This window comes from Pseudescherichia sp. L3, assembly GCF_024656065.1.
Lineage (GTDB): Bacteria > Pseudomonadota > Gammaproteobacteria > Enterobacterales > Enterobacteriaceae > Pseudescherichia.
Genome location: NZ_JANKYC010000001.1, coordinates 1,128,820 through 1,151,960, shown reverse-complemented (window position 1 = coordinate 1,151,960; position 23,141 = coordinate 1,128,820). Strand labels below are relative to the sequence as shown.

23 protein-coding genes are annotated in these 23,141 nt (G+C 57.4%); 15 read left to right on the top strand and 8 right to left on the bottom strand.

Annotated features, from left to right (window positions below; all coding sequences use genetic code 11):
• Positions 1–2 precede the first annotated feature (2 nt).
• Genes NR795_RS05635 through urtE form a run of 6 tightly spaced genes read left to right on the top strand, consistent with a single transcriptional unit; the run spans position 3 to position 6,189 of the window.
• A complete protein-coding gene (locus NR795_RS05635) occupies positions 3–689 on the top strand; it encodes a GntR family transcriptional regulator (RefSeq protein WP_257757485.1) in 687 nt (228 codons plus the stop codon).
• 34 nt (positions 690–723) lie between these two features.
• Positions 724–1,995 carry an urea ABC transporter substrate-binding protein gene (gene urtA, locus NR795_RS05630; RefSeq protein ID WP_257757484.1) on the top strand — a complete coding sequence of 424 codons (1,272 nt, stop codon included), beginning with the start codon at positions 724–726 and terminating at the stop codon, positions 1,993–1,995.
• A gap of 59 nt (positions 1,996–2,054) precedes the next feature.
• Entirely contained in the window at positions 2,055–3,629 is a 1,575-nt protein-coding gene (gene urtB, locus NR795_RS05625) for an urea ABC transporter permease subunit UrtB (protein ID WP_257757482.1), read from the top strand.
• Positions 3,629–4,705 carry an urea ABC transporter permease subunit UrtC gene (gene urtC, locus NR795_RS05620; RefSeq protein ID WP_222890444.1) on the top strand — a complete coding sequence of 359 codons (1,077 nt, stop codon included), beginning with the start codon at positions 3,629–3,631 and terminating at the stop codon, positions 4,703–4,705. The genes urtB and urtC overlap by 1 nt, the downstream gene beginning before the upstream one ends.
• Positions 4,698–5,507 (top strand): urea ABC transporter ATP-binding protein UrtD, encoded by an 810-nt coding sequence (urtD, locus tag NR795_RS05615; protein ID WP_257757480.1) that lies wholly within the window; start codon positions 4,698–4,700, stop codon positions 5,505–5,507. The genes urtC and urtD overlap by 8 nt, the downstream gene beginning before the upstream one ends.
• Positions 5,491–6,189 carry an urea ABC transporter ATP-binding subunit UrtE gene (urtE, locus tag NR795_RS05610; RefSeq protein WP_257757479.1) on the top strand — a complete coding sequence of 233 codons (699 nt, stop codon included), beginning with the start codon at positions 5,491–5,493 and terminating at the stop codon, positions 6,187–6,189. Before urtD ends, urtE begins: the two co-directional genes overlap by 17 nt.
• Positions 6,190–6,236: 47 nt before the next feature.
• Here urtE and bioD read toward each other — a convergent pair whose 3' ends face one another.
• The 3 genes from bioD to NR795_RS05595 form a co-directional block, all read right to left on the bottom strand.
• On the bottom strand, positions 6,237–6,932 hold the full coding sequence (gene bioD, locus NR795_RS05605) for a dethiobiotin synthase (RefSeq protein ID WP_144811691.1): 696 nt from the start codon (positions 6,930–6,932) through the stop codon (positions 6,237–6,239).
• Between the two features lie 125 nt (positions 6,933–7,057).
• On the bottom strand, positions 7,058–8,278 hold the full coding sequence (gene mlc, locus NR795_RS05600) for a sugar metabolism global transcriptional regulator Mlc (protein WP_144811694.1): 1,221 nt from the start codon (positions 8,276–8,278) through the stop codon (positions 7,058–7,060).
• A 107-nt stretch (positions 8,279–8,385) separates the two neighbouring features.
• Entirely contained in the window at positions 8,386–9,306 is a 921-nt protein-coding gene (locus NR795_RS05595) for a LysR family transcriptional regulator (RefSeq protein ID WP_257757478.1), read from the bottom strand.
• 109 nt (positions 9,307–9,415) lie between these two features.
• On the opposite strand from NR795_RS05595, the gene NR795_RS05590 reads away from it, so the two are divergent.
• The 6 genes from NR795_RS05590 (at position 9,416) to NR795_RS05565 (ending at position 15,056) form a co-directional block, all read left to right on the top strand.
• The gene (locus tag NR795_RS05590) at positions 9,416–10,672 is read left to right on the top strand and encodes an MFS transporter (protein WP_144811700.1); all 1,257 of its coding nucleotides are present in this window, start codon (positions 9,416–9,418) and stop codon (positions 10,670–10,672) included.
• Positions 10,673–10,866: 194 nt separating this feature from the next.
• Positions 10,867–11,691: an RNase A-like domain-containing protein gene (locus NR795_RS05585; protein WP_257757477.1), complete on the top strand. Its 825-nt coding sequence runs from the start codon at positions 10,867–10,869 to the stop codon at positions 11,689–11,691.
• A gap of 3 nt (positions 11,692–11,694) precedes the next feature.
• A complete protein-coding gene (locus tag NR795_RS05580) occupies positions 11,695–11,985 on the top strand; it encodes a contact-dependent growth inhibition system immunity protein (RefSeq protein ID WP_257757476.1) in 291 nt (96 codons plus the stop codon).
• A 30-nt stretch (positions 11,986–12,015) separates the two neighbouring features.
• Entirely contained in the window at positions 12,016–13,500 is a 1,485-nt protein-coding gene (locus tag NR795_RS05575) for a carboxypeptidase M32 (RefSeq protein WP_257757474.1), read from the top strand.
• 163 nt (positions 13,501–13,663) lie between these two features.
• A complete protein-coding gene (gene asr / locus NR795_RS05570) occupies positions 13,664–14,005 on the top strand; it encodes an acid resistance repetitive basic protein Asr (RefSeq protein ID WP_072015283.1) in 342 nt (113 codons plus the stop codon).
• Between the two features lie 235 nt (positions 14,006–14,240).
• On the top strand, positions 14,241–15,056 hold the full coding sequence (locus tag NR795_RS05565) for a serine protease (protein WP_144811712.1): 816 nt from the start codon (positions 14,241–14,243) through the stop codon (positions 15,054–15,056).
• Here the strand turns inward: NR795_RS05565 and NR795_RS05560 are convergent, their stop codons facing one another.
• The 4 genes from NR795_RS05560 to NR795_RS05545 form a co-directional block, all read right to left on the bottom strand.
• Complete coding sequence (locus tag NR795_RS05560) at positions 15,057–17,219, bottom strand: bifunctional diguanylate cyclase/phosphodiesterase (RefSeq protein ID WP_257757473.1); 2,163 nt, start codon at positions 17,217–17,219, stop codon at positions 15,057–15,059. It lies immediately after the preceding gene.
• A gap of 159 nt (positions 17,220–17,378) precedes the next feature.
• Complete coding sequence (locus NR795_RS05555; RefSeq protein WP_257757472.1) at positions 17,379–17,516, bottom strand: hypothetical protein; 138 nt, start codon at positions 17,514–17,516, stop codon at positions 17,379–17,381.
• 73 nt (positions 17,517–17,589) lie between these two features.
• Positions 17,590–18,012 carry a hypothetical protein gene (locus tag NR795_RS05550; protein ID WP_144811719.1) on the bottom strand — a complete coding sequence of 141 codons (423 nt, stop codon included), beginning with the start codon at positions 18,010–18,012 and terminating at the stop codon, positions 17,590–17,592.
• Between the two features lie 157 nt (positions 18,013–18,169).
• Positions 18,170–18,409, bottom strand: a complete 240-nt coding sequence (locus NR795_RS05545; protein WP_144811722.1) for a hypothetical protein — start codon at positions 18,407–18,409, stop codon at positions 18,170–18,172.
• Positions 18,410–18,836: 427 nt separating this feature from the next.
• Here NR795_RS05545 and NR795_RS05540 point away from each other — a divergent pair, with 427 nt between their 5' ends.
• The 3 genes from NR795_RS05540 (at position 18,837) to NR795_RS05530 (ending at position 22,219) form a co-directional block, all read left to right on the top strand.
• The gene (locus NR795_RS05540; protein ID WP_257757469.1) at positions 18,837–19,721 is read left to right on the top strand and encodes an SDR family oxidoreductase; all 885 of its coding nucleotides are present in this window, start codon (positions 18,837–18,839) and stop codon (positions 19,719–19,721) included.
• A gap of 50 nt (positions 19,722–19,771) precedes the next feature.
• Complete coding sequence (locus NR795_RS05535; RefSeq protein ID WP_257757468.1) at positions 19,772–21,607, top strand: glycoside hydrolase family 15 protein; 1,836 nt, start codon at positions 19,772–19,774, stop codon at positions 21,605–21,607.
• A 99-nt stretch (positions 21,608–21,706) separates the two neighbouring features.
• Positions 21,707–22,219 (top strand): ferritin-like domain-containing protein, encoded by a 513-nt coding sequence (locus NR795_RS05530; RefSeq protein WP_042393653.1) that lies wholly within the window; start codon positions 21,707–21,709, stop codon positions 22,217–22,219.
• Between the two features lie 185 nt (positions 22,220–22,404).
• On the opposite strand, the gene smrA is transcribed toward NR795_RS05530, so the two are convergent.
• Positions 22,405–22,968 (bottom strand): DNA endonuclease SmrA, encoded by a 564-nt coding sequence (gene smrA / locus NR795_RS05525; RefSeq protein WP_144811729.1) that lies wholly within the window; start codon positions 22,966–22,968, stop codon positions 22,405–22,407.
• Positions 22,969–23,141 lie beyond the last annotated feature (173 nt).

The window sequence follows — 23,141 nt, the reverse complement described above, 5'->3', positions numbered from 1 at the left end:
GCATGAGCGGCAAGCCGGGGCTGGCGGAGCGCATCTACCGCGCGCTGAAAAATGAGATTTTCACTTTTCAGCTGATGCCGGGGGATCGCTTTAGCGAGAGCGAGGTTGCCGGACGAATGGCCGCCAGCCGAACCCCGGTGCGCCAGGCGCTCTACTGGCTAGAGCACGAGGGCTACGTCGAGGTTGCCTCCCGCAGCGGCTGGCAGGTGAAACCGTTCGACTTCGCCTGGTTTGAGGCGCTGTACGATCTGCGGATCGTGCTGGAGCGCGAGGCGGTACGCCGCCTGTGCGGAATGCCTCCCGGCACCTGCGCCGAGCATCTCGCCCCGCTGATTGCGTTTTGGGTCGATGCCCCGCCGCTGGAAGACGGGCTGGCGGTCTCGCCCCACGACGAGCAGTTCCATACCGCGCTGGTGGCGGCAACGGGCAACGGCGAGATGACGCGCGTTCACATCGATCTGACGGAGAAGATCCGCATTATTCGCCATCTCGACTTTACGCGGGACGATCGGGTGGCAGCGACCTATCAAGAACACGGGCGCGTGCTACGCGCCATTTTGACACAGCAGACAGAGGAGGCGCAGCGGATCCTGACCGACCACATATTACAGAGCAAAGCGGTGGTCAGAAAAATCACACTACACAGGCTTCAGCAATCGCGGCTATCGCCGGTTTCATCGCAGATATAACGCAATAGTTCTCTTACACTTTTAGGGGTTGATGATGAAAAGACGTTCGTTAATTAAAGCCTTTGCCCTCTCCGCAACCATGGTCGGCATGGGGATCTCCTGGCAGGCCTGGGCCGCCGATACCATCAAGGTCGGCATCATGCATTCGCTCTCCGGCACCATGGCGATCTCCGAAACGCCGCTGAAAAACGTCGCGCTGATGACCATCGATGAGATCAACGCCAACGGCGGCGTGCTGGGGAAAAAGCTGGAGCCGGTGGTGGTCGATCCCGCCTCTAACTGGCCGCTGTTCGCCGAGAAAGCCCGCCAGCTCATCTCCCAGGATAAGGTCGCGGCGGTGTTTGGCTGCTGGACCTCGGTGTCGCGCAAATCGGTGCTGCCAGTCTTCGAGGAGCTGAACGGCCTGCTCTTCTATCCGGTGCAGTACGAGGGCGAAGAGATGTCACCGAACGTCTTCTATACCGGCGCGGCACCTAACCAGCAGGCGATCCCGGCGGTGGAGTATCTGATGAGCGAGGACGGCGGCAGCGCCAAACGCTTCTTCCTGCTGGGCACCGACTACGTCTACCCGCGCACCACCAACAAGATCCTGCGTGCCTTCCTGCACAGCAAAGGCGTGCAGGATAAAGATATCGAAGAGGTCTACACCCCGTTTGGCCACAGCGATTACCAGACCATCGTCGCCAACATCAAGAAGTTCGCCGCCGGGGGCAAAACCGCCGTGATCTCCACCATCAACGGCGACTCCAACGTGCCGTTCTATAAGGAGCTGGCTAACCAGAGCATCAAGGCCACCGACGTGCCGGTAGTGGCCTTCTCGGTGGGCGAAGAGGAGCTGCGCGGGATCGACACCAAGCCGCTGGTGGGCCATCTGGCGGCGTGGAACTACTTTGAATCCGTCGATAACCCAACCAACGCTAAGTTTGTGGCTGACTACAAGGCCTACGCCAAAGCGCATAACCTGCCGAACGCCGATACCGTGGTGACCAACGATCCGATGGAGGCCACCTACGTCGGGCTGCACATGTGGGCCCAGGCGGTAGAGAAAGCGGGCACTACCGACGTGGATAAGGTCCGCGCGGCGATGGCCGGACAGACCTATAAAGCGCCGGACGGCTTCACCCTGACCATGGATAAAACCAACCATCACCTGCACAAACCGGTGATGATCGGCGAGATCGAAGATAACGGGCAGTTCAACGTCGTCTGGCAGACCGAACAGCCGGTTCGCGCCCAGCCGTGGAGCCCGTTTATCGCCGGTAACGATAAGAAGCCGGATACGCCAGTGAAATCCACCGGGCAGTAACCCAGACGCCCGGCGGCATGGGCTGCCGGGCAATGACTCCATCAGCGGAATAAGCGACCATGAAAATAGCCTCGCGCTTCGGCCTCTTCTTTGCCTGCTGCCTGCTGTTCATCGGCACGGCCTCTGCCGGACCGGCAAGCGACTACGGCGCTGCCAGCCGCACCCAGCAGGCGCAGCTTTTACAAACCTGGTCCGCCGCCCCCGATGCGTCGCGCTTACCCCTGCTCCAGGCGCTGCGCCAGGAGAACGTGGTTGTCGATAAGCGCGGCCAGCTCTTTACCCTGTCGGGAGAGACCCTGACGCCGCTGGAGGGCAACGCGGCCCCGGAGGGTAATCCGCGCAAACTGTTTATGAACAACCGCATCCGCACCCTGGTGGCTAACGCGCTTGCCGCCCACCAGCTGGTCAGCGAGGATCGTACCCAGCGCCTTGCCGCCGCACATAATCTGCAAAACGACGCCACGGCAGAGCAGCTTCCGCTGCTGCAACAGCGGCTGGCCCAGGAGCAGGATGACGAGGTGAAGGCGGCCCTGCTGCTGGCCGTTGCCACTCTCCAGCTCGCCGATGCACATCCGCAGGTGCGCCTGCAGGCGGTTAAACAGCTGGGTGAAAGCAGTGCTCCGCCGATCCAGGCCAGCCTTCAGCGGCTGACCCAGCCACAAAATGAGCCGGACGCCAGCGTGCGCGCCGCCGCCGCCGACAGCCTGAAGCAGATCCAGCAGCGTCTGCGCTGGGGTGACTGGCTGGGGCAGGCCTTCAGCGGCCTGTCGCTGGGATCTATCCTGCTGCTGGCGGCTCTGGGGCTGGCCATTACCTACGGCCTGCTGGGGGTGATCAACATGGCCCACGGCGAGATGCTGATGCTGGGGGCGTACGCCACCTGGCTGGTGCAGGATCTCTTTGCCCGCCTCGCCCCGCAGTGGCTGGCCCTCTATCCCATTGTCGCCCTGCCGGTGGCCTTTTTCATTACCGCCGCGATGGGCATGGCGCTGGAGCGGCTGATCATTCGTCATCTCTATGGCCGTCCGCTGGAGACCCTGCTGGCGACCTGGGGCATCAGCCTGATGCTGATCCAGCTGGTGCGCCTGCTCTTCGGAGCGCAGAACCTGGAGGTAGCTAACCCTGGCTGGCTCTCCGGCGGCTGGGCGGTGCTGCCGAACCTGATCCTGCCGTACAACCGCATCGCGGTGATCGTCTTTGTCCTGCTGGTGCTGGCCCTCACCTGGCTGCTGCTCAACAAGACCCGGCTAGGGATGAACGTGCGGGCGGTCACCCAAAACCGGCGGATGGCCGACTGCTGCGGCGTACCCACCGGGCGGGTCGATATGCTGGCCTTCGGGCTGGGCTCCGGCATCGCCGGGCTGGGGGGCGTGGCGCTGTCGCAGCTGGGCAACGTCGGCCCCGAGCTGGGCCAGGGCTATATCATCGACTCATTTTTAGTGGTGGTACTGGGTGGCGTTGGCCAGCTGGCAGGTACGGTGGTGGCGGCCTTTGGCCTCGGCATCATCAACAAGCTGCTGGAACCGCAGATTGGCGCGGTGCTGGGCAAAATCGCCATCCTGGTACTGATCGTGCTGTTTATTCAGAAACGCCCGCAGGGGCTGTTCGCATTCAAGGGGCGAGTGATCGACTGATGAGCCAACCTATCACCCTGACGCTGGCGCAGCGTGCGCCCCGTCTGACGCGCACCCTGACGCTGGGCATTATCGTCCTGCTGCTGGCCCTGCCTTTTTTGGCCCTGCTGCCGCAGGATCATCCCCTGGCGATGTCCGCCTACACCCTGACGCTGGTGGGCAAGATCCTCTGCTACGCCATCGTTGCCGTGGCGCTGGATCTGGTCTGGGGCTACGCTGGCCTGCTGTCGCTGGGGCACGGGCTGTTCTTTGCGCTTGGCGGCTACGCGATGGGCATGTACCTGATGCGCCAGGCGGCGGGCGACGGCCTCCCGGCCTTTATGACCTTTCTCTCGTGGAGCGAGATGCCGTGGTTCTGGACCGGCACCCAGCACTTTGCCTGGGCGCTGTGCCTGATCGTGCTGCTGCCGGGCCTGCTGGCGCTGCTGTTTGGCTACTTTGCCTTCCGCTCGCGTATTAAAGACGTCTACTTCTCGATCATGACCCAGGCGCTAACCTATGCCGGGATGCTGCTCTTCTTCCGCAATGAAACCGGCTTCGGGGGTAACAACGGCTTCACCGGCTTTACCACCCTGCTCGGCTTCCCGGTTACTGCTACCGGAACGCGGATCGGCCTGTTTATCGCCACCGTGCTGCTGCTGATCGCCGCGCTGGGCATTGGCATGGCGCTGGCGCGCAGCAAGTTTGGCCGGGTGCTAACCGCGGTGCGCGATGCCGAGAACCGGCTGATGTTTTGCGGTTACGATCCGCAGGGATTCAAGCTCTTTGTCTGGACGCTCTCTGCCGTACTCTGCGGCCTTGCCGGCGCGCTCTACGTGCCGCAGGTAGGCATTATCAACCCAAGCGAGATGTCGCCCACTAACTCCATCGAAGCCGCCATCTGGGTAGCGCTGGGCGGGCGCGGCACGCTGATCGGGCCGCTGCTGGGCGCGGGCATCGTCAACGGAGCGAAGAGTTTCTTCACCGTGGCCTTCCCGGAGTACTGGCTCTTTTTCCTGGGCCTGATGTTTATCCTCGTCACGCTGTTTTTACCGCGGGGCGTTATTGGTTTGCTGAAGCGGAGAAAGCATGACTGACACCCTTTTTACCCAGCCGCTGCCGCAGGATCGCTACCGGGAGACCACCGACCCGGTGCTGATGCTGGAGAATATCAACGTCTCCTTCGACAGCTTCCGCGCCCTCACCGACCTGACGCTGGCGATTGGCGTTGGTGAGCTGCGCTGCATCATCGGCCCCAACGGCGCAGGCAAAACCACGCTGATGGATGTGATCACCGGCAAGACCCGCCCGGACAGCGGCAGCGTGGTTTACGACCAAAATATCGACCTGACCCAGCTCTCCCCGGTGGAGATTGCCCGCGCGGGCATCGGGCGCAAGTTTCAGAAGCCGACGGTATTTGAGGCGCTGACGGTGGCGGAGAATCTGGAGATTGCCCTGAAAACCGACAAATCAGTCTGGGCCAGTCTGCGGGCGACGCTCAGCGGCGAGCAGCGGGATCGCATCGATGAGACCCTTGAGATGCTGCGGCTGGCAAATCAGAGCCAGCGTCAGGCGGGGCTGCTCTCCCACGGCCAGAAGCAGTTTCTGGAGATTGGCATGCTGCTGGTACAGGAGCCACACCTGCTGCTGCTCGACGAGCCAGCCGCCGGGCTGACGGACGCCGAGACCGAGTATATCGCCGAGCTGTTTCGCACCCTGGCAGGCAAGCACTCCCTGATGGTGGTGGAGCACGATATGGGCTTTGTCGATACCATTGCCGATCACGTTACGGTGCTGCACCAGGGCCAGGTGCTGGCCGAGGGTTCCCTGCGCGACGTGCAGGCGAATGAACAGGTTATTGACGTTTATCTGGGGCGTTCACATGCTGGAAGTGAATGAACTGCATCAATACTACGGCGGAAGCCATATCCTGCGCGGCCTCTCGTTTGCGACGCATCCTGGCGAGGTGACCTGTCTGCTGGGGCGCAACGGCGTGGGGAAAACTACCCTGCTGAAGTGCCTGATGGGACTGATCCCGGCGAAGTCCGGGACCATTAGCTGGAAGGGTAAGCCCATCAACCAGCAGAAACCCCACCAGCGGGTGCGCAGCGGCATGGCCTATGTGCCGCAGGGGCGGGAGATCTTTCCCCGGCTGACGGTTGAGGAGAACCTGCTGATGGGCCTTGCGCGCTTTACCGGTTCGCAGGCCAGGCAGGTTCCCGATGAGATTTACGACCTGTTCCCGGTGCTGCGGGAGATGAAGCACCGGCGTGGGGGCGATCTCTCCGGCGGCCAACAGCAGCAGTTAGCCATTGGCCGGGCGCTGGCCTGTCGGCCCCAGCTGCTGATCCTTGATGAACCGACGGAGGGGATCCAGCCCTCGGTGATCAAGGAGATTGGCGTGGTAATTAAAACCCTGGCCGCGCGCGGCGACATGGCGATCCTGCTGGTAGAGCAGTTTTATGATTTTGCCGCCGAGCTGGCGGACAGCTACCTGGTGATGTCCCGGGGAGCGATCGTTCAGCGCGGCAGAGGCGAAGAGATGGAGAGCCACGGCGTGCGCAATCTGGTGGCGATTTAGCCGCGGCCGTCAGCGTGCGGCTCCCGGAGCGAGCCGCAGTCATCGGATTAGGCCAGCACGCGATCGGCGATCAGCGTTCGGGTCAGCAGGGTTACGTCGATATAGTGCGCCAGGTCGCGCTGCTCGGCGCGGGGCAGATAGGGTAGCTCACCGATCATCGGCGCGGGGATCTTTTTACCCAGCACGTTAATGATCTCAGCATAGTGGGCAAGGCCAGGGTTGATACGGTTAGCGACCCAGCCAATCAGCGGCAGGCCGTCGCTGGCGATCGCCTGAGCGGTCAGCAGAGCATGGTTGATACAGCCCTCCTGGATCCCCACCACCATAATCACCGGCAGCTGCTCCTGCACCACCCAGTCGGAGAGCGGACGCAGATCGTTCATCAGGCTGCGCCAGCCACCGGTGCCTTCGACCACCACGTGATCGACACGGTCGGTCAGGTGCGCAAGCCCTTTGGACAGCAGGCCATAGTTAATGGGGCAGCTGTGGGCCACGCTGCTCTCTTCCTCGCTCAGGGCGATGGGGTTCACCGCCTCGTAGGGTAGCGCCAGGGTCGAGACGTTTTGCAGCACCAGCGCATCTTTGTTGCGCAGGCCCTCAGGCGTCTCTTTACTCCCTTTCGCCACTGGTTTGTAGCCGGCTACGCTTCTGCCGCTGTTTGCCAGCGCCTGCAGAAGTGCGCGGGAGACCACTGTCTTCCCGACAGCCGTATCGGTACCCGTAATAAAGAAACGCTTAAGCATCACTTACTCCACCGTTTTGCCGCGAAAATATACACCACGAAAATAATTCAGAGGAGAAAGTCTAAGTTAAGTCGCCAGGGGCTAATTTGAGGTAGCGCAATTTTTCCTACAACTGTGCAAATTTGTTACCCCTGCAACAGTCGAATCAGCAACGAACCGTTATACATCGCGTCTTTTACCAGCGCGGCACCCGCCATGGTGCCCTGATTAGAGAACTGTGTGCTTTCGACAGTGATGTGTCGGCTATAGGCGGGCAGCGACTGCTGGCGAATGCAGCTGCTAATGGCAGGAAAGAGAATATCGGCGGCCTGGCTCAGGGGGGAACCGATAAGAATTTTTTGCGGATTAAACAGGTTGACCATGATCGCCAGAATGCGCCCGACGTTGGTACCTACGCCGGTGATAATATCCGTCGCCAGCCGGTCCCCCTCTCGCGCGGCCTGGCAGAGCGACGCTACGGTAAGTGGCTGACCGTGCAGCTGCGAGCTCATCGACTGGCTCATGCGCTGCTGCGCCAGCTCCAGCACGCTCTCTACGCTGGCGATGGTTTCCAGACAGCCGTGGTTGCCGCAGTAGCAGCGTTTGCCGTAGGGATCGACCTGGGTATGGCCTATCTCAACCAGGCTGCTGCTGCCTGCGTGCAGCAGGCGGCCGTCGGTGATCACCCCCGCGCCAACGTTGTGGTCGATCACTACCTGAATAACATCCCGCGCGCCACGGGATGCGCCAAACAGCGCTTCCGCCATGGTCCAGGCGCTGATGTCATGCTGAATATAGATCGGCACGCCGGTATGGCGCTCTAGGGCCTCCCCCAGCGCCATGTCTTTAACGTCTTCATAGAACGGCATGCGGTGCACGATGCCGTTCTCGGTATCGATGATACCCGGCAAGGTGATGGCGATAGCGGTCAACCGTTCGAGCTTGTTCTGGTGGCGAATAAAGAACTGGTCGATATGCTGAATAATGCGGCTGGCGAAGGGGGTATCGGCGTGTAAAGGCAGCTCAAGCTGCTCTTCAACCACCAGCTTGCTGCTGAGGTCGCGCAGGGCGAGATGGATCTCTCCCCGGCTGATGCGCAACGAGAGGTAGTGCCAGGCCTCGGTCTCAACCATCAGGCCCACGGCAGGACGCCCTCGGCTGCCCGGATCCTGGATCTCCGTCTCCTGCACCAGGTGCGCTTCTAGCATTTCACGGACAATCTTGGTAATGCTGGCGGGGGCAAGCTGCGCCAGACGCGACAGATCGATACGTGAAACCGGGCCTAGCTGATCGATAAGCCGGTAAACGGCTCCTGCATTGGTCTGCTTAATCTGATCAATATGGCCGGGCGTACTATCAGCAACCACCTCTTGCTCCCTTTATTTTCGCGCTTCGAAATAAACTTTAGGCTATGGTGAAGCAGTTCCTTGAGGCCGTCAAATTTTTGATTAGCCTTGTGATTTACTGCACATTTTCATCCTCTGCGGGATAAATTCTGCTCACTTTTAACGCTTTCCAGCAGCTGCTGCTTGAAATGCAGCGCGGCCGCGCCCTGCTCGTGATGCTTCGACCACACCAGCCACATTTGCGAGACCGCATCGGCTTCGGCAATCGGCAGCCAGCGCATCTCGCTGAGCTGAACCCGGCAAAACGACGCGGGCAGGATCGACACGCCCAGTCCGGCGGCCACCAGCCCAATAATGGTCATCGCCTCGCCGACCTCCTGGGCAATACGCGGCACCAGGCCGTAACGGCGCAGCAGGCCAAGAATGTCGTCGTACAGTCCCGTCCCGACATGGGGGTCGAAAAAGACAAACGGCTCCTTTGCCAATTCGCTCAGCGTAACCCTGGGCTGTGCCGCCAGGGGATGATCGCGCGGAACCATCGCCAGCAGCGGCTCGCGCAGGATCACCTCCCACGCCAGCGTTTCCGGCAGCGCAGTATTGCGCATCAGACCCAGATCCAGGGTTCCCTCGTGCAGAGGGGCAATCTGCTCCCGGGTATTGATCTCTCGGGTTTGCAGATGCACGTCCGGGTAGCGCCGCCGGAAGGTCGAAAGGGTGTCAGAGACTGCTTTAATAAAAGGCGCGGAAGAGGTAAAGCCGACCCGTAGCTCCCCGCTCCGCCCCTGATGCAGCCGGGCGGCGCGGGCGGCAGCGTCATCGACCTGGCTGAGGATCTGTCGGCTGTCGATCAGAAACTGCCTTCCCGCCGGGGTCAGCGCGACGCTGCGGTTGGTCCGGGCCAGCAGTCGGGCACCGACCTGCTGCTCAAGCAGCTGGATCTGCTGGCTGAGCGGCGGCTGGGAAATATTCAGCCGGGCCGCCGCATGGCCAAAATGTAACTCTTCGGCCACGGCAATAAAGTAGCGCAGGTGACGCAGTTCGATATTCATATGTTTAATGTATCATTTGAGATTATTAATATATTAGACAGAATATTTACATTTTCCTACTCTTAGCGGTAATTGCTTACCTGCTGTTATAGACTACTAAGGATCCTCCGTGAGCCGTACTACCGTCGTTGACATCGCCCCGGCGAGCGATGCCGACGTGCAAACCACCGCTGTTCCCGCCACGCCCTATATTAAACGCGGCACTCCCCAGTTTATGCGCGTCACGCTGGCGCTCTTCTCCGCCGGACTGGCGACCTTCGCCCTGCTCTACTGCGTGCAGCCGATCCTGCCGGTACTCTCCCACGAGTTCGGCGTCTCACCGGCCAGCAGCAGTATCTCGCTCTCAATCTCTACCGCCATGCTGGCTATTGGGCTGCTGTTCACCGGCCCGCTCTCGGATGCCATCGGCCGTAAGCCGGTGATGGTCACTGCTCTGCTGCTGGCCTCCTGCTGTACGCTGCTCTCGACGATGATGACCAGCTGGCACGGCATTTTGATCATGCGCGCGCTCATAGGGCTGTCGCTGAGCGGCGTGGCGGCGGTCGGGATGACCTACCTGAGCGAGGAGATCCACCCCAGCGTAGTGGCCTTTTCGATGGGGCTTTACATCAGCGGTAACTCTATCGGCGGTATGAGCGGACGCCTGCTCAGCGGTGTATTTACCGACTTCTTTAGCTGGCGTATCGCCCTGGCGGTTATCGGCTGCTTTGCCCTCGCCTCTGCGCTGATGTTCTGGAAAATTCTTCCGGAGTCGCGTCATTTTCGTCCTGCCTCGCTGCGCCCCCGGTCGCTGATGATCAACTTTCGCCTGCACTGGCGCGATCGCGGCCTGCCGCTGCTGTTTTTGACCGGCTTCCTGCTGATGGGATCGTTTGTCACTCTGTTTAACTACATTGGCTATCGCCTGATGCAAACCCCGTGGCAGCTTAGCCAGGCAGTGGTAGGCCTGCTTTCGGTGGCTTACCTGACCGGGACCTGGAGCTCGCCCAAAGCCGGGGCGATGACCGCACGCTTTGGCCGTGGGCCGGTGATGCTGGCTTCAACGGGGATTATGCTGGGCGGCGTGCTGCTGACGCTCTTCTCGTCGCTGGGGCTGATTTTTGCCGGGATGCTGCTCTTCTCTGCTGGCTTCTTCGCCGCCCACTCGGTCGCCAGCAGCTGGATCGGTCCGCGAGCGCGTCGGGCTAAAGGCCAGGCCTCATCGCTCTATCTGTTTAGCTATTACCTGGGATCGAGCCTGGCCGGGACGCTGGGTGGTCTGTTCTGGCACAGCTATGGCTGGAACGGCGTCGGCGGTTTTATTGCCATGATGCTGCTGGCCGCGCTGCTGGTGGGCCGTACCCTGCACCGCCGTCTCTCTGCGTAGCTAAACGTATCCTGCCTAAACATGCCGGGCGGCGCTACGCTTGCCCAGCCTACAAACAGCGCCTTACCGTAGGCCCGCGCAAGCGTTTTAGTCACGTCCTTATGTGGTCATTCTTAATAAATAAACCACTTTTTGCATAACGGTAACTCACTAACCTTTTTTATGATCGCGGTAAAGATAACCGGAGTATCTTTATGAGCGATAAATTACAGGTAGTGATGTCACCAGTACAACTGGCCGCAGTGTTGTCGGATAAAACAGTAACTGAAGCGGAAACGCTGCAAAATCGGTTGCTGGGAGGCCTTGGCGTTGCAATGAGTACGGTAGAGCTAGCGGGTGCAGCAATTCTTTGTGCAGCGCCCGATCCTACCACTCTTACCAAGGCGGCCTGCATTGTTGTTGGGGCTCATGGGTTGGATAGTCTTAATGCAGCCATTGACCAAACGCTTACGGGACATGATACCCGGACAACTGCATATCAGTTAGCTGTAGATACTGCGCGTCGCTTTGGCGCAGATGAAAAGACAGCTATAAATATTGGGCTGACTGTCGATATTGCTGTCCCAATTGCTTTTGGTCTTGCCTTAGGTGCTGTACGTGTCGCTTCTGTCCGCATCGGCAGAATAAGGCTTATGGAACATGAATCCGTAGCTGGATACAAACCCGGCGGACATACATTGTCTCGTCATGTGGGATTAAGTGAAGCAGACCTGAGAACGCGCCTGAGGAACAGACCAACACTATCGGGAAGCAGCACTTTTTATAATAAGCATTTAGCAGAGGATGTTATTTCTCGTGCGCTCAAATTCAATGCACCCTACATCACTAACTGGGCAAAAACAGCGAGAGCCAGTTCAAAACTGAATATCGACTTCTTCGCAGGAAGAGAGGTTGGATTTGGCATTGAATCTGCAACAGGTCCTGTAATTAAGTCCTATAAAATGCGTGTCGTGCTTGAACTTCAGATGTATAACGAAAAACCTTACTATGTCCTGACTGCCTTCCCGATACTGAGATAACTGATGATGACTAACTATCTGGATCACCTTATGGGAGCCTACTTCAATCAGGACTATGACCTGTTCGGCGAGACCATAGAAGAAGTTATGGATGCATACCTGAAATGTGAAGGGCCAGATCAGGCCAAAGGATTGATTGCCGACTGTCATTACTTTCTTAACAAAAGTGATGATGTGGAGACAGCGTTTCTTGACCTGTACAGGTTCGACTTCGATCCCGCATTATGGGGTATGACTGCCAGACAATTTCTCACAGTGGTATCAGCGCAGGCGTCCTGTTATCTTGAAATGTAAGCAAATTATATCAGCACAACACGAGGCATAATGGACACCAGCAACTACCAGCAACTGACCCGCACCTTCCAGCGTCTTTACCGTTTCTCTCACCTCTCCTCCATCGCCGGCTGGGACATGATGACCATGATGCCCTCTGCCGGGAGTGCCGCCCGGGGCGAAGCGCTGGCGGAGTTAAGCGTCCTGAAACACCAGATCCTGACGGATAAAAAGGTGGCTCAGTGGCTTGAAGCGGCCGCGCAGGAGGATCTTAACGACGTTGAGCAGGCCAACCTGCGGGAGATGACCCGCCACTATCAGCAGGCGGCGGTGCTTCCTGAGTCGCTGGTAGAGGCGAAATCGCTGGCGGGCAGCCGCTGCGAGCACGCCTGGCGTAGCCAGCGCCCGGCGAATGACTGGGAAGGTTTTTCCGCCAATCTTAAAGAGGTGGTCAAGCTCAGTCGTGAAGAGGCGAAGCTGCGTGCGGCCGTGAAGGGCTGCACCCCCTACGACGCGCTGTTGGATCTCTACGAGCCGGATATGACCGCCGCGAAGCTCGACGTGCTGTTTGCCGATCTCAAATCCTGGCTGCCGGATCTGCTTAATCAGGCGGTAGCGAAGCAGGCCCAGCGCCAGCTTATCGCGCCGGTCGGGCCGTTCCCGGTGGAGAAGCAGCGCGAGCTGGGTCTGACGGCAATGCATACTCTGGGCTTTAATTTTGACGCAGGCCGTCTGGATATCAGCGCTCACCCCTTCTGCGGCGGCGTACCGGAGGACGTGCGCATCACCACGCGCTACGACGAGAACGATCTGTTGGGTGCCCTCTTTGGCGTGGTGCATGAAACCGGCCACGCCCGCTACGAGCAGAACCTGCCCCGCACCTGGCTGGGACAGCCGGTTGCCGAGGCTCGCTCGATGGCCGTGCACGAATCGCAGAGTCTGTTCTTTGAGATGCAGCTTGGCCGCAGCAAGGCGTTCTTACAGCGTCTCCTGCCAGCGGTCATCGACCGTTTTGGCGCGCAGCCCGCCTTTAGCGAAGAGAATTTCATCGCCTGGAACCAGCAGGTGCAGCCTGGCCTCATCCGCGTGGATGCTGACGAAGTGAGCTACCCCGCACATGTGATCCTGCGCTATGAGATTGAGCGAGCGCTGATCAACGGTGAGATTGAGGTAGAGGATATTCCGGCTCTGTGGGATGAGAAGATGCAGCACTGGCTGGGCATCTCCACCGTGGGCAACTACCGCGACGGCTGCATGCAGGATATCCACTGGACCGACGGCGGCTTTGGCTATTTCCCATCCTATACCCTTGGCGCTATGTACGCCGCGCAGCTGTTCCACGCTGCACGCACCGCGCTGCCTAACCTTGATGCCGCCATCGCAGAAGGGGATTTCAGCGCCCTGTTCGAGTGGCTGCGGCAGAATATCTGGCAGCACGGCAGCCGCTTTACCACCGCGAAGCTGATTGAATCCGCCACCGGCGAAGCGCTGAACAGCCGCTACTTCCGCCAGCATCTTACCGCCCGCTATCTGTAACTTTTCCGGCCGGGAGCGTCATTCCCGGCCTCTCTCTGCGCGTTGTACATTACGTTACACGCCGATACCAATCACTCACTGAAGCCCCGCATTGAGAAGCCTATAGTCTCTTCAACGGCCCCGCAGTGGGGTTAAATGATGAAACCAATTCGAGGATATCAGAATGAAAAAAGTATTAGCTCTGGTTGTTGCCGCTGCTATGGGTCTCTCTTCTGCTGCGTTCGCTGCTGACACTGCTGCGACCACCGCTGCACCAGCAGCAACCGCTCAGACTCAGAGCGCTGCTCCGGCTGCCAAAACCACCCATCACAAAAAACACCACAAAGCTGCCGCTACCCAGAAAGCGCAGGCTGCTAAAAAGCACCACAAAAAAGCCACTAAACCGGCCGCTGACCAGAGCGCTGCTAAACCAGCCGCTGACCAGAAAGCCCAGGCTGCTAAGAAACACCACAAAAAAGCAGTAAAACACACCGCTGCTAAACCGGCTGCTCAGCCTGCTGCCTAAGTTTGATGCTTACTTCAGCGCCCGCCTGCCGGGCGCTGCTTCTTTCGGAGGATCTATGCTGCAACGCTACCGTTTCGAGCTGATTTTGCTCATGCTGATTGCCTGCGCGCTGGTGTCCCTCCGTTTCTATCTTTCCTGAATGTAGCACGCTGATTTTACTCCCCCTTTCCTCCCGTCCCGTCTATAGTTGTTGCTTAGGGTTTGAATAATCATTATTGCCCCACCAGAGTGTGATATGCATAAATTCGGTATTCTGCTATTGGGTTCGCTTTGTTCATTTTCTTTTTACAGCCATGCCGATGATGATGCCGCCGCTGCCGCTGAGATCAAGACGCTGTTTTTTAATCATGACGACCGGGTCCGGGTGAGTAATCCAACGCAGTCGCCGTGGGACGCTATCGGCCAGCTGGAGACTGCCAGCGGCAATCTCTGCACCGCGACGCTGATTTCGCCCCGCGTAGCGTTGACCGCTGGGCACTGCCTGCTGACGCCCCCCCGTGGCAAGGCTGATAAAGCCGTGGCGCTGCGCTTTGTGGCGCAGAACGGCATCTGGCGTTATGAGATCCATGGTATTGAGGGGCGGGTTGAATCAACCCTGGGTAAGCGCCTTAAGCCTGACGGCGAGGGATGGATTGTTCCGCCTGCCGCCGCGCCGTGGGATTTCGGCCTGATCGTGCTGCGCTATCCGCCGTCGGGTATCACCCCCCTGCCGCTGTTTGAAGGGGATCGCGATGCGCTGACCGCCGCGCTAAAAGCTGCCGACCGGAAGGTGACGCAGTCAGGCTACCCGCAGGATCATCTGGACAACCTCTACAGCCATCAAAACTGCGTGGTGACCGGCTGGGCGCAGGATAGCGTGCTCTCTCACCAGTGCGATACCCTGCCCGGCGACAGCGGCTCTCCGCTGATGCTAAAGACGGACGACGGCTGGCGGCTGATTGCGGTTCAAAGCTCCGCGCCGGGGGCCAAAGATCGCTGGCGCGCCGATAACCGGGCGATTGCCATCACCGGCTTTCGCGATCGGCTGGATGCCCTGGCGCAAGAGCCGTAGTTAACCCTGGCGGCGCTGACGGTGCTGCCGCAGCGCGTCAATCGGCATTGGCGCGCTAAAGAAGAAGCCCTGAAGCCGATCGCAGCCAGCCAGACTCAGCAGCTTCATCTGTTTCTCGTTCTCAATACCCTCTGCAACCACCGTCATCCCCAGCGCGCTGGCAATACGAATCGTACCGCCCACCAGCGCCGCCGCCTGCTCATCATGATCCACCAGCCCGGCCAGCGACTTGTCTATCTTGATAGTGTCAAAGTTGAAGCGCCGGAGGTAACCAATGCTGGAGTAGCCGGTACCAAAATCGTCCAGCGCAATGGCCGTTCCCAACGCTTTTAGATTACCGATCGCTGAAAGAGAGCGCTCTGGGTTCTCCAGCACATAGGTTTCGGTGATCTCCAGCTGCAGGCGATGCGCAGGGAAATGGCTATCACGAAGAACGTCTGCCACCTTGTTTTCAAAGTCGGGATCGCGAAACTGCGCCGGGGAGATATTCACCGACAGCTTGAGATCGCTAAGTGGTTGCAGATCCCTACAGGCGCGGCGCAGCACGAACTGTCCCAGGGCGTGGATCAGTCCGCTGGTCTCGGCAATGGTAATAAACGCATCCGGCGGTAGCGCGCCAGCGGGCCGCCGGGGCCAGCGCACCAGCGCCTCCACGCCCACCATCACCTGGCTGCGGGCATCGACAATGGGCTGGTACCAGACGTCAAACTCGTCGCGGAGCAGGCCCTCGCGAATATCGTTTTCAATGGCAACCTTGCGCTCGCGGGCGCTGTTCAGCTCGGCATCGTAGTGGGTGACCTGCGCCTTACCGTTCATTTTTGAATGGTACATAGCAATGTCCGCCCGGCGAAACAGCTCCGAGCTGGTACACTCCAGCAGCGTGCCGCTGGCAATACCAATGCTTGCGCCGATGTAGAGCGTACGCTCGCTCAGGCGAATCGGCAGATCGAGCATCACCAGCACCTGCTCTGCAAAGCGGCTGGCCTTTTCGCTGGCCCGATCGCCGCTGATGGTCATGGCAAACTCATCTCCACCCATCCGCGCCAGCATGCCGCCGTCAGGGACTTTATCGCTCAGGGATCTGGAAAGCGCTACGATCAGGCGATCGCCAACCTCATGACCATAGATATCGTTGACGTCCTTGAAGCCGTCGAGATCGATAAACACCACGCTGATCGCCTCGTTTGGATTAGCCAGGCTAAGCGCCTCCAGCCGCGCCAGCAGCGCTCGTCGGTTCGGCAATCGGCTCAGCCAGTCGGTCATGGCGGTGCTGCGGGCCAGCTTCTCCCCCTTTGCCAGCTTATAGAGGCCGGCGCTACTCAGCATGATAAACAGCAGGATCAGAGCAGCGACAAGCAAAACAATCTGGCGGATCTCCCATGCCGCCGCGTGCGCCGCCCTGGCCCCGGGCAGCTGCGGCTCCCAGCTTAAATAGCCCAGCAGATCCCCCGCAGAGCTTTTTAGCGGCACGCTGGAATCCCGGGTTCGGTTAAGACTGAAACGCAGATTTTCGATCTGGAAGGTATCGCCTAAGGCTTTAAGATTCTGCGTATCAATATGACGCGTAATCACCAGATAACGCCGAATATTGCCGTGTACCTGAAGCGGACTAATTCTGGGCTTGATAAGCCCAATAGCGATAAACGCAATACCATGACGGGTACGGGTAATGCCCGCAGTGATATTTTGCTTATTAACCTGAGTAGCGGTGGGTTTATTAACAAGTGCCTTAAAACCTTCGCCGAAAAAATCCAGATTCTTCTCATAAAACGGCTGGCTGCGAAAGGATCCCCATAGCACCTGGTGATGCTCGTCAAGCACGAAGGTGCCATCGTAAAGATTACTGCTCTTATACGCCGCCCCCCAGATATTATCGAGCCAGCGGGTATCAAGCTGCGGCTGGTAGACCTCACGTGCGGCATCGTCCCAAACGGCATTATCGATAACCAGCGACGACACGCGATTAATTGAGGTCTGTATTGCACCCTGCACTGACAGCGCCGAGCGATGTTCATCTATTTCGTTGGTTTTGCTGCTGATAAGATGCAGAGAGAGATAGAGCAAGGCCACTACGGAAACAATCAGCCCAATGCCAGCGATAAAAATCAGTACCGATAGCGTTCTTGCGGTGGGGATATTACGCCAGCTTAACGGTTTAAACATTCACCGCCCTCTTATCCGTGTGAACGGCCATCATCTTTTTGTTGGTTTTGTGAGTTAAGCGTAATACAACCAGCCGATTTCGCTGCCCGTTAATCGCGAATACGGATGGCGATCACAGCGGCAGCGAAAGGGCTTAGGAACGGGTTTGGGGGGGCAGCGCTAGCTGGCTTTGAACGGATCCTTATGGTCATCCTGGCTGTCATCACGCTTGCGGGGAAGCTCACCCTGCTTAGCGGGGTTATCCTTGACTGGCTTAGTCTCTTCTGCTTTTAAGGGGAAAGCGTAGTTTTCCGTCATCATGTTCTCCTGTTGTTACTTCACCTAAAGCTTAGTCAACGATTCAGGAACCGGGTAACAGAATCTATTCATGCTAAACAGGGCGCTTTCGGCCCACGCCTCGGGCAGGACATACAAGGACATATCCTAAGGCAATAAACTCACGATTATCAATCTTCCTGCTCCCCTGACTATCCTGCTGCCACAGCCCAGTCAGGGCATTAAACACAAGCTGTATCTCGCCCTCTGGGGTATTAACGATATACTTTCCGCTCGGTAAATAACCGCATGAGTAACTAATTCTGCGCATGGGCGGTGCTTTAACGCTATATTCAATTTTACGAAAGCCGGTAGCGGCAGTAGTAAAAAAATAGAATGGCAGGCTGGTTATTTTTAAATCACCCACGTCGGCAATAATTTCGCCATCACGAAACAATCTCAGCGCTTTTAAAACCAGATTAACTGAATGAGATGCCTCATATCCAGGATATTCAGCTTTAAAATAGACGAAATTCATAGATGCCTCTATCACCACTCTTAGCGACCACGTTAAAACAAGATTAGCAATGAAAACGCAACCGCAATGCTTTTTGTTAACGTGGCGTGATAGTCAGGCGAGGATTTCCGCAGCAGCAAGAAAATAGAGGCTACTGCGGTTAAAGCGGGCTACAGGCTCAGGCAACTTTTTCTACGACAGGCGTTTCACACTGGCGCAGGCTGAGTTGCAGATCGTAAATCAGACTTTTTACCATTTCCGGTGACAGGTGGAAAAACTGTGAATCAAAGGTGCTGGCCCCTGCCGTATACGGAGAGGTGCTAAAACCAAATCTCACCACAACGCCGTTATGATCTTCTTCCGGACCGACCTGCCAGCCTACGACAGGAAACGCAGGTAATACGGGCTCTTTGCTCATCCTAAATCTCCTTATAAACGTGATGCAATATTTAACCTTTGCAGCCAATCTCTTTAGCGTGGCTTAAGATTCATCTTAAACTCACCCGCGGAATTTCCAGTTTAGCTTAACGTTAGGCAGACACAAGCCGACCACAACAATAATGGCCCTTAAGCGTGTAACCAGGAGCATTCTGAACCCTTTCATGCAAAACGTTAACAGTACTTTCGTATGATTTGCACCTTTCCCTCTTTTATTTAGCACAGACGTTACTGAATTTCAGAGAATTACCTAAAAAGCTTACAATTTAACCCGCTAGCATAATTTCAGCGCCAAAATAACATTTAGGTAAAGTTTTTAAAGTATCGGCATAAATTTTAAAAAAAATAGCGGATCGGCGTATTGCTGACTACGTTTATTACTGGTTCATTCAACGAGACGGATTATTATGACGACACAAGATAACAACCTCCCTCACTATCCACGCCCTCCTTTTGTAGAGCAAACGCAGAAAGTGCCGGGGCTTGCGTCAGAAATGAAGCCGATCCCCGATCATGGTGAAACCAGCTATACCGGTTCGGGTCGTCTGGCAGGTAAAAAAGCACTTATTACCGGCGGTGACTCCGGCATCGGTCGCGCAGTAGCTATTGCCTATGCCCGTGAAGGCGCGGATGTAGCCATTAACTATCTGCCTGAAGAGGAATCTGATGCCGAAGCAGTGATCGCTTTAATTAAGGCTGAAGGTCGTAACGCCGTGGCGCTGCCAGGCGACATTCGCTCAGAAACCTTCTGCCAACAGCTGGTGGTTGAAGCCATCAACAAGCTCGGCGGCCTGGATATTCTGGTCAACAACGCCGGTCACCAGCAGTTCTGCGAATCTATTGAGACGCTGACCACCGAAGCGTTCGATGAAACCTTCAAAACCAACGTCTACGCGCCATTCTGGATCACCAAGGCCGCGGTGCCGCATCTGAAAGAGGGTGCCGTTATTATTAACACCTCTTCCGTTCAGGCCTTCCAGCCGAGCGACATCCTGCTGGACTATGCCCAGACCAAAGCCTGTAACGTTGCGTTTACCAAAGCGCTGGCTAAGCAGCTCGGTCCGAAAGGCATTCGCGTAAACGCCGTTGCGCCGGGGCCATACTGGACGCCGCTGCAGGTGTGCGGCGGGCAGCCGCAGGAAAAAGTAAAAGCCTTCGGTGAAACCGCCCCGCTCGGCCGTCCTGGCCAGCCGGTTGAGATCGCCCCGCTGTATGTTCTGTTTGCCTCTGACGAAAGCTCCTTCTCGTCTGGCCAGGTATGGTGCTCAGACGGCGGTACCGGCACGGTGTAATACGTGGGCAGGCCCCGCCTGCCTTGTCGATTTTTGCAGGATAAGCATTAATGAAGAATCAATCTTTATCCCGAAGTGAGCGTGTCGACGGCTATGCAGGCCTCGGCGACTATGCCGCCATTGGCGATGGTCGCTCGGTGGCGTTGATAGCGCCGGATGGCGCCATCGACTGGTGGTGTGCACCTAATATGGATTCGCCGCCGCTGTTCGATCGCATACTGGACGCCAGGTCTGGCGGCTATTTCCAGATCGAGCCGGTCGAAGAGTACTGCATGGAGCGGCAGTACCGGGAAAACAGCAACGTGCTGGAAACCTGTTACACCACGACAAAGGGTAAAGTCAGATTCACCGAATCTCTTAACAGTAATAACGCAGGCCGTCTGCCCTGGTGTGAGCTGGCCCGCCGCGTTGAGGGGCTGGAGGGCGAAGTGGAGATGAAGCTGGTCTTTGTCCCCGGTACCGCCGCCTGTACCCGCTCCTCATGGATTGCTGACTCCGCCAAAGGCCATATTGTTCACGTTGGCGATTTGATGGCGATGCTGCGTACCACCTCCGACATTGAAATCACCTGCGTGGACGATCAGGCAATCGAAGGCCTGTTTACCGCAAAAGCGGGCTCGCGTTCGCTGGTGGCCCTGTTGGTGAGTGATAACGAGCCGCTGGCCGTGCCGCCGCTGGAAAAAATCGATGAGCGGATCGACGTCAGCGATAAAAACTGGGCGTCCTGGGCAGAACATCTGAGCTATGAAGGCGTGCACAAGAAGCACGTTGTTCGCTCTGCGCTGGCGCTTAAGTTTCTGCTCTACTCCCCGACCGGCGCACTGGCCGCTGCCCCGACGACCTCCCTGCCGGAGGGCATCGGCGGCGAGAAGAATTACGACTACCGTTACGCCTGGATCCGCGACGCCTGCCTGATCATTCGCGCCTTCGCGTTTATCGGCGCGCTTGAAGAGTGTAAGGCGGCCTTCTCCTGGCTGACCCACACCATCGTGCGTCATGAAGGTAAGCTGCGAGCCTGCTATACCCTGGACGGCGACGTAGTGCCCAATGAGACCTATTTGCCGCTGGAAGGCTACAAGGGATCCCAGCCGGTACGAGTCGGTAATAACGCGCAGAGCCAGCAGCAGCTCAGCATGTTTGGCGACATGCTGGATACCGCCCTGCTGTTCGTTCATGCCGGTCACGTACTGGATCTGACTACCGCCCGTCTGCTGGCTTCTTTAGCTAACGAGTGCGCGGACACCTGGCGTCAGGATGACTGTGGGATATGGGAACTGCCCGAGCGACGCCACTATACCCACTCCAAAATGGCCTGCTGGGTGACGCTGGATATCGCCGTACGCCTGGCAGAAGACGGCCACATTGAAAAAACGTGGGCTAACCGCTGGACACGCGAACGGGATCGGGTCAGCGCCTGGATTGAAGAGCACTGTTGGTCTGAAAAGAAACAGGCTTATACCTTCTACGCCGATAGCGATCGTCTGGATGCCGCTATGTGCCTGGCGTGGTACTACGGCAGCAAAGTTAACCCAGAGCGGATGAAGTCCACCTATGACGCCATTTACGCGGAGCTGGGACATCATTCGCCGATGCTCTATCGCTACAGCGACGTAGAGAAAGAGGAGAGCACCTTTGTGGCCTGCTCATTCTGGCTGGTAGAGGCATGGGCGCGTCTGGACGATACGCAAAAAGCGTCTGAGTACATGGAAACGATCCTTGGCAACCTGTGCGATCAGGGCAACGTCGAGAACTTTAACGAAATGTTTGATGTGCGCACCGGCGAGTGGCGCGGCAATGTCCCGCAGGGGCTGAGTCACCTCTCGCTGATCTGTGCTGCCGATGCGCTATCACGCTTCCGTGATGGCGAAAAGCAGTGGCACGTCTGACGGATTGAACCAGGACTTCTATACTTCAGAGCGTAAGTGCTCTGTTAAACCCAAAGAAGAGTGCAATAAATTATTGGATCTTACGAGGAGTAATTAACGATGGCGACTAACTACACTGAACACTACCACGATTGGTTACGCGATGCCCATGCTATGGAAAAACAGGCCGAGTCCATGCTGGAAAAAATGGCTGACCGTCTTGAGCACTACCCGGATCTGCGCGCTCGCATCGTACAGCACATTGAAGAGACCCGTCAGCAGCAGAAGCTGGTCGATCAGGTGCTGGCCCGCAATAACATCTCTACCTCAACCCTGAAAGATGCGATGGGTAAACTGTCGGCGATGGGTCAGGCCATTGGCGGTATGATGACGCCGGATGAAGTGGTTAAGGGCGCAATCAGCGGCTACGTTTTCGAGCATTTCGAAATTGCCTGCTACACCTCGCTGATCAGCGCAGCCGAGATGGCCGGTGACCATGAGGGCGCGGCTGTTTTCAAACAGATCCGTGAGCAAGAGATTGCGATGGCAGACTGGTGTCAGACCCACCTGCCTGACGTGACTCAGCAGTTCCTGTCACGCTCTGCCCAGCCTCATACCGAAGCGAAACGCTAACTGTCCCTTGCCCGTTTCACTCTGAAGCGGGCAGTTTTCCTCTGCTTCTGGTTTCGCCCATTCTTATCCTCTGAGCGGCATACATAATATACTGACTCTAATAACGCTGCGTAATTAATACGCACGTGATGATTAAGCTATGCGTAAATAACAGTAAAACTGTCTACATTATTATTTCCCGGAGCCTAACGACTGCGCTTAGCATGGCGCTCCCAATTATCCTGTTTTGCCTGAGCGGTTTTACGCAGCGCAATATAACAGGCTCCGCTCCCGCCATGATGCGGTAGCGCCTGGCAAAATGCCTGAACGTCTTCAAATTCCGGCAGCCAGCGTGCAAGATAACTGCGTATAATATTAGCGTGCGACTTATCCTCTCGCCCTTTACCATGAATAATAAGCAAGTTACGCAGGTTATCCTGTCTGGCCTGATGCAGGAAGCTAAAGAGCATCTGTCGGCACTGCTCAACCGGCTGCTTTAACAGGTTAAGGCTGGCCTGCTGGCTGTACTTACCGAGACGCAGCTTATCAATGACACCGCTTTGCAGCCCCTCACGGCGAAACTCCAGCGGCGTCGTCAGCGGCAGCACGTCCAGAAAATCGGTAGTCAGGAAATTTTCCTGCTGTAACAGATCGATACGCGGCGGCGTGCGCGTGTTGCGGCTGGGATGCCAGTGTACGTCGGCACAGCGTTTAAGGGGTTGGACATCCTCCATGGCGTCAAGAAATAGCGATTTGTCGTCAAGGTTCATGGTCACTCCTCGTGCAACGTTTGACAGCTCAGGCGCTACTATAGCCACCTGAGAGGTCGGTCACAACGCTGTTGTTTAATTTCCATCATGTTCCTGATAAGACATGCTGTCTGGCAAACGTACTCAGGTATAAGTACATTAACCGCCACTTAACTAATACCACTATTACAGTA

Excerpts from the sequence above, each read along its gene's own strand:
- NR795_RS05635 (WP_257757485.1), top strand. The coding sequence starts at position 3 with ATGAGCGGCAAGCCGGGGCTGGCGGAGCGCATCTACCGCGCGCTGAAA.
- urtA (WP_257757484.1), top strand. The coding sequence starts at position 724 with ATGAAAAGACGTTCGTTAATTAAAGCCTTTGCCCTCTCCGCAACCATG.
- urtB (WP_257757482.1), top strand. The coding sequence starts at position 2,055 with ATGAAAATAGCCTCGCGCTTCGGCCTCTTCTTTGCCTGCTGCCTGCTG.
- urtC (WP_222890444.1), top strand. The coding sequence starts at position 3,629 with ATGAGCCAACCTATCACCCTGACGCTGGCGCAGCGTGCGCCCCGTCTG.
- urtD (WP_257757480.1), top strand. The coding sequence starts at position 4,698 with ATGACTGACACCCTTTTTACCCAGCCGCTGCCGCAGGATCGCTACCGG.
- urtE (WP_257757479.1), top strand. The coding sequence starts at position 5,491 with ATGCTGGAAGTGAATGAACTGCATCAATACTACGGCGGAAGCCATATC.
- bioD (WP_144811691.1), bottom strand. The coding sequence starts at position 6,932 with ATGCTTAAGCGTTTCTTTATTACGGGTACCGATACGGCTGTCGGGAAG.
- NR795_RS05595 (WP_257757478.1), bottom strand. The coding sequence starts at position 9,306 with ATGAATATCGAACTGCGTCACCTGCGCTACTTTATTGCCGTGGCCGAA.
- NR795_RS05585 (WP_257757477.1), top strand. The coding sequence starts at position 10,867 with ATGAGCGATAAATTACAGGTAGTGATGTCACCAGTACAACTGGCCGCA.
- NR795_RS05580 (WP_257757476.1), top strand. The coding sequence starts at position 11,695 with ATGATGACTAACTATCTGGATCACCTTATGGGAGCCTACTTCAATCAG.
- NR795_RS05575 (WP_257757474.1), top strand. The coding sequence starts at position 12,016 with ATGGACACCAGCAACTACCAGCAACTGACCCGCACCTTCCAGCGTCTT.
- asr (WP_072015283.1), top strand. The coding sequence starts at position 13,664 with ATGAAAAAAGTATTAGCTCTGGTTGTTGCCGCTGCTATGGGTCTCTCT.
- NR795_RS05565 (WP_144811712.1), top strand. The coding sequence starts at position 14,241 with ATGCATAAATTCGGTATTCTGCTATTGGGTTCGCTTTGTTCATTTTCT.
- NR795_RS05560 (WP_257757473.1), bottom strand. The coding sequence starts at position 17,219 with ATGTTTAAACCGTTAAGCTGGCGTAATATCCCCACCGCAAGAACGCTA.
- NR795_RS05555 (WP_257757472.1), bottom strand. The coding sequence starts at position 17,516 with ATGACGGAAAACTACGCTTTCCCCTTAAAAGCAGAAGAGACTAAGCCA.
- NR795_RS05550 (WP_144811719.1), bottom strand. The coding sequence starts at position 18,012 with ATGAATTTCGTCTATTTTAAAGCTGAATATCCTGGATATGAGGCATCT.
- NR795_RS05545 (WP_144811722.1), bottom strand. The coding sequence starts at position 18,409 with ATGAGCAAAGAGCCCGTATTACCTGCGTTTCCTGTCGTAGGCTGGCAG.
- NR795_RS05540 (WP_257757469.1), top strand. The coding sequence starts at position 18,837 with ATGACGACACAAGATAACAACCTCCCTCACTATCCACGCCCTCCTTTT.
- NR795_RS05535 (WP_257757468.1), top strand. The coding sequence starts at position 19,772 with ATGAAGAATCAATCTTTATCCCGAAGTGAGCGTGTCGACGGCTATGCA.
- NR795_RS05530 (WP_042393653.1), top strand. The coding sequence starts at position 21,707 with ATGGCGACTAACTACACTGAACACTACCACGATTGGTTACGCGATGCC.
- smrA (WP_144811729.1), bottom strand. The coding sequence starts at position 22,968 with ATGAACCTTGACGACAAATCGCTATTTCTTGACGCCATGGAGGATGTC.